This is a genomic window from Acinetobacter silvestris (assembly GCF_002135235.1).
GTDB lineage: Bacteria > Pseudomonadota > Gammaproteobacteria > Pseudomonadales > Moraxellaceae > Acinetobacter > Acinetobacter silvestris.
Genome location: NZ_NEGB01000006.1, coordinates 13,174 through 27,438, shown reverse-complemented (window position 1 = coordinate 27,438; position 14,265 = coordinate 13,174). Strand labels below are relative to the sequence as shown.

17 protein-coding genes are annotated in these 14,265 nt (G+C 39.2%); 8 read left to right on the top strand and 9 right to left on the bottom strand.

The window, feature by feature from the left end; all coding sequences use genetic code 11:
* Positions 1-169: 169 nt before the first annotated feature.
* A complete protein-coding gene (gene purU, locus B9T28_RS10815) occupies positions 170-1,036 on the bottom strand; it encodes a formyltetrahydrofolate deformylase (protein ID WP_086203997.1) in 867 nt (288 codons plus the stop codon).
* Between the two features lie 98 nt (positions 1,037-1,134).
* Positions 1,135-1,827, bottom strand: coding sequence for a TetR/AcrR family transcriptional regulator (locus B9T28_RS10810; protein ID WP_086203996.1), 693 nt, complete (start codon positions 1,825-1,827; stop codon positions 1,135-1,137).
* 114 nt (positions 1,828-1,941) lie between these two features.
* Here B9T28_RS10810 and B9T28_RS10805 point away from each other — a divergent pair, with 114 nt between their 5' ends.
* From B9T28_RS10805 to B9T28_RS10790, 4 genes are all read left to right on the top strand, one after another.
* Entirely contained in the window at positions 1,942-3,390 is a 1,449-nt protein-coding gene (locus tag B9T28_RS10805; protein WP_086203995.1) for a coniferyl aldehyde dehydrogenase, read from the top strand.
* 164 nt (positions 3,391-3,554) lie between these two features.
* Positions 3,555-3,791, top strand: a complete 237-nt coding sequence (gene rpmB, locus B9T28_RS10800; protein ID WP_086203994.1) for a 50S ribosomal protein L28 — start codon at positions 3,555-3,557, stop codon at positions 3,789-3,791.
* Between the two features lie 12 nt (positions 3,792-3,803).
* The gene (rpmG, locus tag B9T28_RS10795; protein WP_001205031.1) at positions 3,804-3,959 is read left to right on the top strand and encodes a 50S ribosomal protein L33; all 156 of its coding nucleotides are present in this window, start codon (positions 3,804-3,806) and stop codon (positions 3,957-3,959) included.
* 146 nt (positions 3,960-4,105) lie between these two features.
* Entirely contained in the window at positions 4,106-5,824 is a 1,719-nt protein-coding gene (locus B9T28_RS10790) for a cation:proton antiporter (RefSeq protein WP_086203993.1), read from the top strand.
* A gap of 465 nt (positions 5,825-6,289) precedes the next feature.
* Here the strand turns inward: B9T28_RS10790 and B9T28_RS10780 are convergent, their stop codons facing one another.
* The 5 genes from B9T28_RS10780 to orn all read right to left on the bottom strand — a co-directional run bounded on the left by B9T28_RS10780 (position 6,290) and on the right by orn (position 9,899).
* Complete coding sequence (locus tag B9T28_RS10780) at positions 6,290-6,568, bottom strand: hypothetical protein (protein ID WP_086203991.1); 279 nt, start codon at positions 6,566-6,568, stop codon at positions 6,290-6,292.
* Positions 6,569-6,678: 110 nt separating this feature from the next.
* Complete coding sequence (locus B9T28_RS10775) at positions 6,679-7,182, bottom strand: DUF6586 family protein (protein WP_086203990.1); 504 nt, start codon at positions 7,180-7,182, stop codon at positions 6,679-6,681.
* A 272-nt stretch (positions 7,183-7,454) separates the two neighbouring features.
* Positions 7,455-8,258: an enoyl-ACP reductase FabI gene (locus B9T28_RS10770; RefSeq protein ID WP_086203989.1), complete on the bottom strand. Its 804-nt coding sequence runs from the start codon at positions 8,256-8,258 to the stop codon at positions 7,455-7,457.
* 152 nt (positions 8,259-8,410) lie between these two features.
* Positions 8,411-9,145 carry a Bax inhibitor-1/YccA family protein gene (locus tag B9T28_RS10765; RefSeq protein ID WP_086203988.1) on the bottom strand — a complete coding sequence of 245 codons (735 nt, stop codon included), beginning with the start codon at positions 9,143-9,145 and terminating at the stop codon, positions 8,411-8,413.
* Positions 9,146-9,338: 193 nt separating this feature from the next.
* The gene (gene orn / locus B9T28_RS10760; RefSeq protein ID WP_086203987.1) at positions 9,339-9,899 is read right to left on the bottom strand and encodes an oligoribonuclease; all 561 of its coding nucleotides are present in this window, start codon (positions 9,897-9,899) and stop codon (positions 9,339-9,341) included.
* 124 nt (positions 9,900-10,023) lie between these two features.
* On the opposite strand from orn, the gene rsgA reads away from it, so the two are divergent.
* The 4 genes from rsgA to secB all read left to right on the top strand — a co-directional run bounded on the left by rsgA (position 10,024) and on the right by secB (position 12,352).
* On the top strand, positions 10,024-11,082 hold the full coding sequence (gene rsgA / locus B9T28_RS10755; RefSeq protein ID WP_086203986.1) for a ribosome small subunit-dependent GTPase A: 1,059 nt from the start codon (positions 10,024-10,026) through the stop codon (positions 11,080-11,082).
* A gap of 91 nt (positions 11,083-11,173) precedes the next feature.
* Positions 11,174-11,581 (top strand): rhodanese-like domain-containing protein, encoded by a 408-nt coding sequence (locus B9T28_RS10750; RefSeq protein ID WP_086203985.1) that lies wholly within the window; start codon positions 11,174-11,176, stop codon positions 11,579-11,581.
* Positions 11,582-11,596: 15 nt separating this feature from the next.
* On the top strand, positions 11,597-11,860 hold the full coding sequence (grxC, locus tag B9T28_RS10745; protein ID WP_086203984.1) for a glutaredoxin 3: 264 nt from the start codon (positions 11,597-11,599) through the stop codon (positions 11,858-11,860).
* Between the two features lie 39 nt (positions 11,861-11,899).
* Positions 11,900-12,352 carry a protein-export chaperone SecB gene (gene secB, locus B9T28_RS10740; protein WP_086203983.1) on the top strand — a complete coding sequence of 151 codons (453 nt, stop codon included), beginning with the start codon at positions 11,900-11,902 and terminating at the stop codon, positions 12,350-12,352.
* A gap of 68 nt (positions 12,353-12,420) precedes the next feature.
* Here secB and B9T28_RS10735 read toward each other — a convergent pair whose 3' ends face one another.
* Together B9T28_RS10735 and coaBC are read right to left on the bottom strand one after the other, a co-directional pair.
* Positions 12,421-12,798 (bottom strand): cytochrome b562, encoded by a 378-nt coding sequence (locus B9T28_RS10735; protein ID WP_086203982.1) that lies wholly within the window; start codon positions 12,796-12,798, stop codon positions 12,421-12,423.
* 147 nt (positions 12,799-12,945) lie between these two features.
* Entirely contained in the window at positions 12,946-14,211 is a 1,266-nt protein-coding gene (coaBC, locus tag B9T28_RS10730; protein ID WP_086204166.1) for a bifunctional phosphopantothenoylcysteine decarboxylase/phosphopantothenate--cysteine ligase CoaBC, read from the bottom strand.
* Positions 14,212-14,265: the final 54 nt, after the last annotated feature.

Sequence of the window (14,265 nt, the reverse complement as noted above, 5' to 3'; positions counted from 1 at the left end):
AGTGATTTGTAAATCGGACTCATCGGATCGAACAATTAAAGTCCGATAATTATAAATGAGAAGTGTTTTCATTTACAACTACTTTTTCAATGCTTTTCATCGTTTTTCCAAATAGAAAATAAAAAAAGGGATGTATAAAACATCCCTTTTTTAATGTGAAAATTACATCTTATTGAAATATAACAGTCTTGTTTCCATCAACAATAATACGGTCTTCCAAATGCCATTTCACAGCACGTGCCAATACATTTCGTTCTACATCTTGACCAAGTTCACGTAACTGATCGACGGTAAAGTCATGATTTACACGCTCGACATCTTGTTCAATAATTGGGCCTTGATCCAACTCTGTAGTCACATAATGTGCAGTCGCACCAATCAATTTCACACCCTTTTCATGTGCTTGCTTATAAGGATTCGCCCCAACGAAAGCAGGTAAAAAAGAATGATGAATATTAATGACTTTCATTGGCCATTTTTGTACAAAGTTTTCACTCAAAATTTGCATATAACGGGCAAGTACCAGTAAGTCATTGCCTTGCATCAGTTCATCAATTTTGGCATACGCTTCTTCTTTGTTGTCTTTATTGACAGGAACAACGGTAAAAGGAATACCAAAATTTTCTACCGACTCACGTAAAGTCTCATGGTTGGAAATCACTTGTGTAATTTCACACGGTAAACCACCACGTGCATGACGCCACAATAACTCCAGTAAAGCATGGTCTACTCGAGATACCAAAATACCGACTTTTTTCACATCGCTGACCAATGCCATACGCCATTGCATAGCATAACGTTCAGCGACATTACTCTCAAAAGTTTGCAATAATGCATCTTTACGTGCTTGCAAATGATCCAATTCAAATTCAACACGCATGAAATAACGCCCACCCTGAGCTTCAGTTGCATATTGATCAAGTGCAGTAATATTTGCGCCTTGATGATACAAAAAGCTTGATACGGCTTGCACAATACCGGGCTTGTCTTCACAAGTAATCAGTAAACGTGCTGTGTTGGCAGTAGTCATGTTCATGTTGTTGTATATCACTTATAAGTTAAATTAAAAAAACAGCCAAGTATTCTAACCCTTTTTGAGAAGCGATTCAAAATTGCCTCACGTTCAAATACACTTTACTCATTTTTTGCGGTCGATAAACTTTCAAATAGTTCGGAAGAGCCAAATGACTCTAGTAAGCGCTCATAGGTTTCACGACTTTCACCGCGTAAATAAGCCCCTTCTAAGAACACCATCTGACGCAATGCCAGCCAAATCCATTTTTCATCTAAATGATTGGAATCACTCAAATGCCCAGACATATATAAGAAGTTAGTCCAGTTGGTTAGTACAATCCAAATATTAATAATTAATGCTTCAATTTCAGAAGAGGTCATCTGCATTAATCCAGCTTCTACAAAGGCATGATAAATTTTTTGCCCTTGTTGCATCACTTTACCCGCAAATCGTGGGTAGATTTTTCTAAAATCAGCATTATTTTCGACAAGATGATAAACATCACGATGTAAAAAGCGATATTCCCAAAGTTGGCTACTCAGCACTTGGAAATAGCGAATTTTATCATTTGCATTGACTGGTCGGTCATCAGGTAATGCCAGCATATCCAAAGTTTCTTTTTGATACTGCTCCATTAACTCTTTAATAATTTCTTGTTTATTACGAAAGTGATAGTACAGATTGCCTGGGCTAATCCCCAACTCAGCTGCAATATGGTTGGTCGTAACTGAACGCTCACCACGCTCATTAAAAAGCTGCAAGCTAATTTGTAATATCCGATCTTTCGTTTTCAATGTTTTGGAGCTCGACATCCTAATACCATCTTTTAACCGTTAGCATACGCTAACACATAAAGTGACTTGACTATTTAGAGTATTTACTCTAAAAAATAGATTAAATTAAACTTTTCGTAAATGGTCTTTGTCATGAACAGTCAAACAAAAACAAACTCGATGACTCCCTTTTCGCCAGAAGTTCAACATTTGCATGACCTTTTAGCTCAGCAAAAGTCGGCTTATCAACGTTATCCGGTTCCTACAGCCAAGGAACGCATAGAACGTTTGGCACGTCTAAAAAAAGTCCTAGTAAAGTATCAAGATCAAATTGCAGATGCAATTAATCAAGATTATGGGAACCGCTCAATCTCTGAAACTAAAATAGGTGAATTACTCACCTGTTTAGAACACATCAAATATTATAGCAAGCATTTAACCCAATGGATGAAGCCATCTAAACGCCATGTAGGAATGATTCATCAACCTGCAAAAGCATGGGTACAATATCAACCTTTAGGCGTAGTTGGCATTATTACACCTTGGAACTACCCGCTATTACTATCGCTTGGCCCCCTGATTTGTGCTTTGGCTGCAGGCAATCATGCCATGATCAAAATTTCAAGTGCATCTCTAAATTTTGGTCAGCTGCTTGAAAATATACTTTCTGAAGCGTTTCCTCAAGAACTAGTAGCAGTCGTAACCGGTGGCGGTGCATTGTCTGATGCTTTCTGTCATTTAGCTTTCGACAAAATGATTTTTACAGGTTCTACCAATATCGGTAAAACAGTGATGACGGCTGCCGCTGAAAACTTAGTTCCCGTGATTCTCGAACTTGGCGGAAAATCCCCTGTTATTGTGCATCCATCCAGTGATCTCAAAGAAGTCGCGCAACGTATTGCTTTTGGAAAGCTCTGGAACGCAGGTCAAACCTGTGTCGCGCCGGACTATATGTTTCTTGCCAAAGGTAAAACAGCTGAATTTGTGGAAAGCTATACAGCGGTTGTCCATGAAATGTATCCAAGCTTAGCCAATAATCAAGACTACACATCGATCATCAATGATAAACAATACAACCGCATTCAAAGCTATTTAGAAGATGCACAAACACAAGGTGCAACCTCTATAGAGTTAAATCCTCAGCATGAAGACTTAACGAGCGTTCGTAAAATTGCACCAACATTGTTAACAAATATTACGCCAGATATGGAGATCATGAAAAATGAAATCTTTGGTCCAATCTTACCAATCATGGAATATGAAAAAATTGATGATGTAATTGACTTTATCAATAGCCGTCCGCGTCCTCTTGCTTTATACTATTTCGACTTTGATAATGCACGTGCGGATTATGTCTCGCAACGTACGCATTCGGGGCACTTTGGTCAAAATGCTGTATTAACCCATGTTGCACAAGACGATTTACCATTTGGTGGCGTAGGTGCTTCAGGTATGGGAAAATATCATGGTCCAGAGGGTTTCTTTAGTTTGTCACATGAACGCTCAGTAATGTCTATTCCCAAGCTGTTTAGCATTAAGTTCATTTTGCCACCATTTAACAAACCTTTTGTTAAAATCCTAGAGAAAACCTTTCTACGATAACTGATCAAGGCATGATCTATCGAACTTAGTCATGTCGAGTTTTAATCGATTCCGCTTGTCTTTTAAGCGGAATTTTGGTATAAAACGCCCCTTGAAGGAATTCATCCGTTTATTTTTGACTGGCCATACAGTTTTGCTGTTGGCTAACTCAATGGAGTTACACCATGTCTAAGGTTTGCCAAGTTACCGGCAAGCGTCCAGTCGTTGGTAACAACGTCTCGCACGCCAATAACAAAACCAAACGCCGGTTCGAGCCGAACCTGCATCACCACCGTTTTTGGGTAGAAAGCGAAAAGCGTTTTGTACGTCTTCGTCTAACCACTAAAGGTATGCGTATTATCGACAAATTGGGTATCGAAAAGGTTCTTGCGGACATTCGTGCTCAAGGTCAAAAGGTCTAAGGAGTCTGAACCATGCGTGATAAAATTCGTCTAGTTTCTTCAGCTGGTACAGGTTATTTCTATACCACTACTAAGAACAAACGTACTATGCCGGAAAAAATGGAAATCAAAAAATTTGATCCAAAAATCCGTCAACACGTAATTTTCAAAGAAGCTAAAATTAAATAATTTTAGTTTTCTAAAAAAACGACCCAAATGGGTCGTTTTTTTTGCATTTTTTTTACTCAGCTTGCTAAACTTTAGCCTGCGTGTTCGCTTTCTTAATCTTTTTAATTATTTTCATAATTACACCTGCTTAATTTAAGGAATTTTTAGTGCCTCATGATGTAGATTTGATTATTTTACTTGCAGTCGGTTTTGGTATTGCCCTCATTTTTGGCTATATCGCTGCACGGTTACGTCTACCCCCCCTGATTGGCTATCTCATTGCCGGTATTATTATTAGTCCCAACACCCCCGGTATTGTGGGGGATCTTGCACTTGCAAATCAGCTGGCTGAACTCGGCGTCATGTTCCTGATGTTCGGTGTCGGTATGCATTTTTCACTAAACGACCTACTACAAGTCCGCCGCATTGCCCTTCCTGGTGCAATTTTACAAATTGCAGTAGCAACCTTACTCGGTATGGCCGTATCTATATTTTGGGGCTGGAGTTTTGGCTCAGCCCTCGTTTTTGGCCTCAGTCTATCCTGTGCAAGTACCGTAGTTTTACTTAAAGCCCTAGGTGACAAAGGCTTACTCAATTCAGTGAATGGTAAAATTGCGGTGGGCTGGTTACTAGTCGAAGACTTGGTTATGGTCTTAGTACTTGTGTTACTGCCTGCTACTGCAGTGTTACTTGGTGGTCATCCTGTAGAAGGCCATGCGAATAATGATAATATTTGGCTCACGCTGAGTATTACCTTGTTGAAGGTCATTGGCTTTATTGCCTTTATGTTGATTATTGGTAAACGCCTTGTACCCATGATCATGCAACACGTCGCTCGTTTAGGCTCGAGAGAGCTATTTACACTCACCGTCGTTGCAGCGGCTATCTCAATTGCCTATGGTTCATACGCAGTCTTTGGCGTTTCTATGGCATTGGGTGCATTCTTTGCAGGAATGGTGGTTAAAGAATCGGATTTCAGTCACCGTGCAGAAGAAGAAACCCTGCCTTTACGTGAAGTTTTTTCAATTCTATTCTTCGTTTCTGTAGGGATGCTATTTGATCCTCGAATTATCATTGAACAACCGCTCCATATTCTTGCGGTTATTGCCATCATTATGATTGGTAAAACTATTGCTGCTATGGCGTTGGTATTATTCTTCCGTTATCCATTAAATACAGCACTGACTGTAGGTGCAAGTTTGGCACAAATTGGAGAGTTCTCATTCATCTTAGCCACTTTGGGTTTATCTCTTGGCTTACTTACCCCTGATGCACAGAATCTAATTCTTGCAGGTGCACTATTCTCCATCACCCTAAATTCATTTCTCTTTTCAGCGATTGAACCTGTGCAAAACTGGATTCGAGAACGCTCACATTTAGCACGTTTACTCGAACGCAGTGGTGACCCGCTTGCCATGTTACCTGATGAAGTCGATCAAGATTATCTACGTGACCAAGTGGTGATTGTCGGGCATGGTGAAGTTGGACGCCGTATGACCCAAACGCTGATGGAACATGGTATTAAAGTGGTTATTGCTGAAGAAAACCGTGAGAAAGTTGAAAATTTGCGTGAAAAAGGGATTGCTGCCGTCTCAGGCCGTGCGACTGAACCTAGCGTACTGATTCAAGCCCATATTCAACATGCGCGTCTTTTAGTCATTTCCCCTATGGACATTTTAGATATTCATAAAATTGTGGATACAGCAAAACTACTTAATCCACAAATTCAAGTTTTAGTTTGTGCAGAAAGCAAAGAGGAAGCGGAAGTCATTCGTGCAGATCAAATTGGTGAAGTCTATTATGCGAAAGACGAAATGGCAAAAAATATGAGCAACCATATTTTAAACCAAATCCAAATTGCCCATCACCATGAGCCAACACATTAATCCATAAGAATCTACAGGTTGCCACAACTGACAACCTGTAGATAGAGATCAACACACACCAAGAAAAATATAGATATCATTTATCTTATTAAAATTATTAAAAAATTATCTTAATCATTAAAAATAAGTGGGAAAATTATGCTACTCGTATATTTAGGCTTTATGGTTTTAATCATCGGATCAATTGGCTTTTTAATTGCTGCTTTTAAAAACAGTATTCTATGGGGACTGGGTTGCTTATTACTTTCCCCGGTATCTATCATTTTCCTCATCCTGCATTGGAGTGATGCAAAAAATCCCTTCTTTTTACAGTTAATTGGAATCGGAATTGTCTTTATCGGTTCTTTATTTATATCGCCTCAATAGAATTAAATCTTTCTCTAATGGCTGCATCCCAAATATGCAAATTAAAAAACGCACTCATGAGTGCGTTTAGTTTCTATTTATTTTATGCAAATTTAAGCATCAGCTCATCAGTTTTGGTGGTTCATCAACCACTTCAGCTTGCCACTCGTTGGCTTGTTTTTCAAGCAATGCAAATAAGGCAGCTTGAAACATATGCTGAGCAACGACAGGAGTTTGATCACCAAGCAATGCTTTCACTTCTTCATTAAACTGAATAGTGACCAAAGGTTCTTGTTCAGAGCCTGAGTTTCGCAAAGCCAACTCGCCATTTTCAAGTTGAACCAGCTCAAGAACGGCTTCCTGATTACCAAATAGCTGTTTTAACTGTTCTATAGACATACACCCCTCCATGCTCAACATGGGGCAAAGTACCGTATGCACTTTGCAACTGCTAAGTATCTTATATAGGTACTCCAACATTAAATTTCAAGATGACTTTCTAAAAAAGATTAGAATTCAACCATCTCATTGCGAAAACCATCAATCAGTTGGGTGAGATCATGATGCCATTCACGCAGAATTTTTGTATCAGGCAACCATGCCTGCGGTGTTTGTGTAACCTTAATAATTAGATGAGAAGAAGTTTCATTTTCAGGTTCTGGTGTACTTGGTTCTGGCGTGTACTGGCACAAACGATATGCACGTTTAAGTTCAGCAATAACACCTTCTTTCGCTAATTGCTGCATCACCGAAACCTCAGGCGAAACCTGTCCTTTGCCTGCCATATGACTTTCAATAGACTGCAAGGTCGGCGTAGAATCATTGAGCCGATAATAACGCACCAATTCCTGTAAAAAAGCCAGCATTGCTCCATGTAAATGAAAAACAGCGGCTTCTCGATGTGCTTGCACTTGTTGCACATGCTCGGTTTGTTCTGCTTGCTGACACGCTAAACGCGCAAAATAGAGTTTTTGGTTGGTACGATCAGCATGGTAGCGAGCAACACGAGACATGATTTTTCCTTTAATACAAAGCACGAGAACACGTATACGCTTAGATTAACCGTGTCCTCACTTTTTGAATATATTTTTTTTAGCATTCGACAGTACAATCAGCATATAAAATCGGATCTGGCTTGAGAAACTCAATTTTAATATCCATAAAAAAGCCCAAGTTTTATAATTAAATCAAACAATAATGCTCTCATTCAATTATTCAAACTTAGGCTTATGCAACGATAGGAATATTGATTCTTATCGTCTAATTTTACGATACCACGAAAACTTTAGTCATCTAACATCATTTCTGGGCTCATGCCCACAGTATTAAAGCCTGAATCTACGTATAGAATTTCACCAGTAATACCATTCGCCCAAGGTGAGCATAGGAATAACGCAGCATTACCAACGTCTTCAATGGTGACATTACGCTTTAATGGTGAGATTTTTTCATTGGCATCTAACATTTTACGGAAAGATTTAATCCCTGAAGCTGCCAATGTACGAATTGGACCCGCTGAAATCGCATTGACACGAATTCCCTCTGCACCCAAACTCGACGCTAAGTAACGTACACCTGCTTCTAAAGAGGCTTTTGCCATTCCCATGACGTTGTAGTTTGGCATCACTCGTTCTGAACCTTGATAAGTCAAGGTTAATAGACAGCCTTGGCGTACTAACAATAATGGTTTAGCCGCACGAGCCATCGCAATAAAGCTATATGCACTAATATCGTGTGCAACTTTAAAACCGTCACGATCCGTGACATCGGTAAAGTCACCATCTAAGGTATGTGCTGGTGCAAAACCAATAGAATGTACCACGCCATCTAAACCATCCCAGTGTTTTGCAAGTTCTAAAAATGCATTGTCAATATCTGCATCATTTGCAACGTCACAAGGGAAAACCAATTTAGAGCCAAACTGCTCAGCAAAATCATCAACACGTTTTTTTAATTTTTCGTTTGGATAGGTAAATGCAAGTTCTGCACCTTCACGATGCAAGGCTTGTGCAATACCAAAGGCAATTGATAATTTACTTGCAACACCTGCGATTAAAAAGCGTTTTCCCGCCAAAAGTCCTTGTGACATGAAATTTCCACTCGAAATAGTTTGTATGCATAATGCCAAGTCTAAGTCAGTTTCGAAATTGCATAATGCATCTTTTTTACAATGTTTCGTAAATTAATAAAAAATTGCCCTAAAATAAGAGCGATTTGTTGATTTTTAAAATCAGATTCAGCTTAATCATCGCCTTGTAACAAGCTCAATAAACGCATAAATGAATAATACATCCATACTAAAGTGGCTAATAATGCGATACCGCATAACCATTCAAAGGCTTTAGGTGCGCGTTGAGCTGCTGCTGTTTCAATTAAATCAAAATCTAAAATTAGATTCAAAGAGGCAATCACTGCAATAAAAGCTGCAAAACCAATGCCTAACCAATTACTTTCAAAAATAAAAGGAATGCTTGAACTAAAAGCTAAGCGCATCACCATTTGTACAACAAATACCAGTGCAATGGCGATAGTTGCAGACATGACCACTGCTTTAAATTTTTCAGTGGCACGAATAATTTGAAATTTATATAAACCAAACATGACTAAGGTGGTCACGAAAGTAGCCAATAATGCTTGTAACGGTATGCCTGGAAATTTCATTTGAAAAATAACAGAGATTCCACCCAAAAAGGCACCTTCAAAACAAGCATACGGAATAGCAAGTACACGGGCTGTATTCGGTTTAAATGTCGTAATTAACGCTAAAATTAAACCACCAATTGCACCAACCATGGCAGCAGCATAGGCTAGGCCAATATTTAAACTACTAAAACTATAAAAAAAGATCCCTAAACCAAGTACAGCTGCAATCACTGTCAATAATACTGACTTTTGAATTGCACCCTGTACCGTCATAGGTTGGTCATAATCTGCATAGGTTTCCGCGCGGGTTAAAATCGGGTTATTACTTTGCATAATTCAACTCATTGTAATAATTAAAAATATAAAAGGATTGTAAAATAATTTCTCTGCAAACTGATGTAGCACTTGCTTCTTTTTGTAAGCACATCAGTTTATTTTATCAAAATCAGTATAGCTTAAAAATTTAAAATGCAACATGTATAAAAAAGAGACTATTAAAGTCTCTTAATTACCACTGTTTTTTAGCTTAATCAGGTTGATTCATAATGAAAAAATATTCACGATAGTATTTCAATTCAACAATCGAATCACGAATATCATCCATAGCTAAATGTGAGGCATTCTTTTTCAAACCGCTCATAATTTCTGGACGCCAGCGTTTAGCCAACTCTTTAACCGAAGACACATCCAAATTCCGATAATGGAAAAATTGTTCCATTTCTGGCATTAAACGATGTAAGAAACGACGATCTTGGCAAATTGAGTTGCCACACATCGGCGATGTTTTAGGATTAACCCATTTTTTAAGAAATTCTAAGGTTTGTAGCTCAGCATCACGTGCCGTAAGTTTACTGCGACGTACACGACTAACCAAACCAGATTGACCATGTTGGCGAGTATTCCACTCATCCATTGCATTAAGCACAATATCAGACTGATGCACAGCAAGTACTGGGCCTTCCGCAAGAATATTTAAATTATCATCGGTTACAATTGTAGCAACTTCAATAATTTGGTCATTGTCTGTATCGAGACCTGTCATTTCAAGGTCAATCCAAATCAAGCGGGTGTCTGGGGTGCTGCTCATAAATGTGCAATCTTATTAGGCTAAAAAACCATAATACTAGCAAATTTCTCGTATCTTCGCTGTAAATACTGCCCTCATCATGCTATTTTTGCCTTCTTATTATTATGGTTTACTCAGGTTATGAATGGCTTTAATTCGTAAACGTCGTTTAACTGAACAGCAGCAACGCCGGATTCAGAAGCAACAAAAAACACGTCAAGAAGATGTAGACACTTCCAATGAGTTAGAAGGTCTCGTGGTCCAACATTATGGACGACAACTCGAAGTACAAGCCCTTTCGGTACCCGATGAGCCGCCAATCCAACCTAAAACCAAAGAAGGTGAACCTGAAGCCTTTTGGAAGCCAATAGAACTAGGCAGTGTCTGGCGCTGCCATACACGAACCAATCTAGAGCTTTTAGTGACTGGCGATAAAGTTAAATGGCAGGCCGATCCGAATACTGGTTTAGGAATTATTTCTGCCATCCACCCGCGCGATTCATTATTAACACGTCCCGATCGTTATCATAAAGTGAAACCCGTTGCGGCAAATATCAGTCTAATTGTGATTGTGTTTGCAGTCATCCCTGACCCAGCCCCAACTCTTATTGATCGTTATTTGGTTGCATGCGCAGATGCAAATATTCCAGCACTGTTAGTTTTAAATAAAACAGACTTACTCAAAGAAAATGATCCGCTCTTAAAACTCGTTGCTGAATATCAAGCCTTGGGTTATGAAGTCATGCAAACGCAGTCTACGGGTGATTTAACTGAATTAATGCAGCGTATAGACGGCGAAACTGTTGCCTTTGTCGGGCAATCTGGCGTTGGTAAAAGCTCACTCATCAATACTATTGTTCCAAATGCTGCGCAGAAAACCAATATTATTTCTGAAAACTCAGCCCTAGGCCAACACACCACCACATCAACCCGTTTAATCAGCTTTGGTGAAAATGGTGCACTTATTGATTCACCCGGCATTCGTGAATTTGGACTGTGGCATTTAAATATCGACAAAATTGAAAATGGATTCCCTGAAATTTTTAATTTGATCGGGCATTGTCAGTATCGTAACTGTACGCATACCCATGAAAAGCAATGTGCTTTAAAACAGGCAGCCGAAGCCGGTGAAATTTTGCCACGTCGTTTGGATAGTTATTTGCGTCTGATTAATGAGATTACTGAGGCGCAACAAAAAAATTAGTTTTCTTTTATGGCAGCCTTGAAGCGGTGATTTTGATCACCATATATATAGGCTATACTCTATCCAGTTTTGATTTGTAATTAGGTGACTTGTGGAACGTTGGTTCGAATTTATGGGGAATCACCCCTTTTTATTTGGTATTTTAGGGGCACTTATTGTCTTGTTCTTCGTTTTTGAAGGACAACGTAGTGGTCGTAAAATTTCAGCACAATCACTTGGAATTTTAGTAAAAGCTAAAAATGCGATGTTGATTGACTTACGTGATGCTAAAGACTTCCGTGAAGGTCACATCAGTGGTAGCCGTAACATTCCCTATAGCAAAATTTCAAGTCATATTGAAGAGTTAAAAACGTCTGATCGTCCACTTGTATTCATTTGTAATATGGGGCAAATTGCTGGCACTGCGCTGCAACAAGTCGGTCATTCGGATAGTTATCGTCTAGATGGCGGCATTAGTAATTGGAAAGCCCAAGGCTTACCTCTAGTTAAAGCGAAATAAGCTTAAGGAGTTATTATGACAGCTGAAGTAAAAGTTTATTCAACAAATTTTTGCCCGTATTGTGTTCGTGCAAAACAGCTTCTTGAGCGTAAAGGCGTAGCTTACACAGAAATTAATTTGTCCAATGAAGCACCTGAAGTACGTATGGAGCTAACTCAAAAAACCAAACATCGTACCGTACCTCAAATTTTTATTAACGACCAATTTATTGGTGGGTTTGACCAACTTTATGCTTTAGAAAAAGAAGGTAAACTTGACTCAATGTTGGCCGCAGTTTAATTCGTCAATCACTACCTCATACTATTAAGGAAATTAAGAATGAGTGAAGAACAACAACCGCAACTTGCTTTAGAACGTATTTATACTAAAGATCTATCTTTTGAAGTACCTGGGGCAAGCGTTTTTACAAAAGAATGGCAACCTGAGTTGAATATCAACCTATCATCTGCTGCTGAAAAAGTTGATCCAACTCACTTTGAAGTTTCTTTAAAAGTCGTTGTACAAGCAAATAATGCTGGTGAAACTGCATTTATTGTTGATGTCACTCAAGCAGGTATTTTCCTCATTGATGGTATTGAAGAAGATCGCCTTCCTTACATTCTTGGTGCTTACTGCCCAAATATTTTATTCCCATTCCTTCGTGAAGCGGTGAATGATCTTGTAACTAAAGGCAGTTTCCCACAATTGCTTCTTACTCCAATCAATTTTGATGCAGAATTTGAAGCCAATATGCAACGTGCTCAAGAAACTGCTGCTGAAGGTCAAGCTTAAGTATTTAAGTTTGATTATAAAAAAAGACCGCTTTGAGCGGTCTTTTTTTATGGCAGATACAATTTTAATTAACGATAAATTTTATGGCCTTGATCGCGAATTTCACCCAGTTTTTTCCCTTCCATTTTGGCCTGATCAAGATTTCCGGCCTGAACAATTTTTTTCGTTTTATCAATTTCCATGACCAATTGATCAAATAATGCTGTCGAAGATGGTTGCGCAGCTTGTCCATCTTGAGGTGTCAATTGCACTTTTTTGGCATCTAACACTGCTGCACGCATATTATCTAAAGCTTGGATGGCATCCGTTGGAGTACTCGATTGATTAAACGCTTTATAGTTTTTCCCAAGTGTTTTCATATTACTTTTAAGATCGGCAGCAAAAGTCATACTGCTGACAGCGAAGGTTGAAATCATCATCAGTACGGCTATAGTTTTTTTGATCATTTGAATATCCTTTCAAAATTTGGTTGTTTTTAGCACTTAAGCATTGCCTAATTTGCATATTATCTTTTGGTTTAAAGCTCATTCAGCATACATAAAAAATGCAACAAGATCGTTGCATTTTAATAAAAATTTGATCGCCAAGCTGGATTAGACAGGTTCAATCTCATAATGTAATGCATCATGAATCGCTTCAACCAACTGTTGTGCAATATCCTGCTTAGATGCTTTTTCTAAATCACGCTTTTCCAATTGGTATTGGTCAGCGAAAAAAACCGTCATGGCATTTTCATCAGAAGCAAAACCAATATCGGCACGTGATACATCATTACAGGCAATCATATCGAGCTTCTTAGCAACTAATTTTCCTGCCGCATATTCTTCTACGTTGCGGGTTTCTGCTGCAAAACCCACCATAAATGGACGCTTGGTTTGCTGTGCAATTGTTGCAACAATATCTGGGTTTTTTACCAAGCTGACATTTAGCTCATCACCAGCTTTTTTAATTTTATGCTCAGCAACTTCAGCAACTCGATAGTCTGCCACAGCCGCCGTCGCAATGAAAATATCACAGCCTTCTTCAAGTTGATGCATACTTTCATCTAACATTTTTATCGCAGATGACACATTAATACGGCGTACACCATTGGGGGTATCTAAGCTGACTGGCCCTGCAAGTAAGGTCACTTTTGCACCTGCGGCATAACATGCAGCGGCAATCGCAAAGCCCATCTTGCCAGTACTGTGATTAGAAATATAACGGACTGGATCAATCGCTTCGCGGGTTGGACCAGCAGTTACAACCACCCGTTTGCCTGCCAACATACCAAATTTTTCGGCAATCGCACGTTGCGCACGATGAAAGTAATCCATGATCTGTTGAGCCAAAGCTTCAGGTTCAGGCATACGCCCCAAACCCACATCTCCACAGGCTTGTGAGCCAGCTTCTGGCATAATCACATGGACGCCATCTTCAACTAAGGTATTCAAATTACGTTGCGTCGCTTTTGCTGCCCACATTTGTTGATTCATTGCAGGTGCAATCCAAACTGGTGCTTTCGTCGCCAAATATAAGGTACTTAATAAATCATTGGCCAAACCAGCTGAAAACTTAGCAATCGTATCGCAACTTGCAGGAGCCACTAAAACTAAATCTGCCCAACGTGCCAGTTCAATATGCCCCATACCTGCTTCAGCTTCAGGATCTAATAATTCAGTATGAACTGGATTTCCTGAGAGTGCTTGGAACGTTAAAGGGGTAATAAATGCTTGCGCCCCTTTGGTCATGACGACACGAACATCAAAACCAAAATCTTTCAGTCGACGTACCAAGATTGCACTTTTGTACGCAGCAATCCCCCCAGTTACAGCAAGAATAATTTTTTTATTGGAAATCACACTGAGATCAAAACTCACGCTCATGTCACCTTTCTGTTGCAGTGGCGCTCACAATATCATTAAATATTCAGT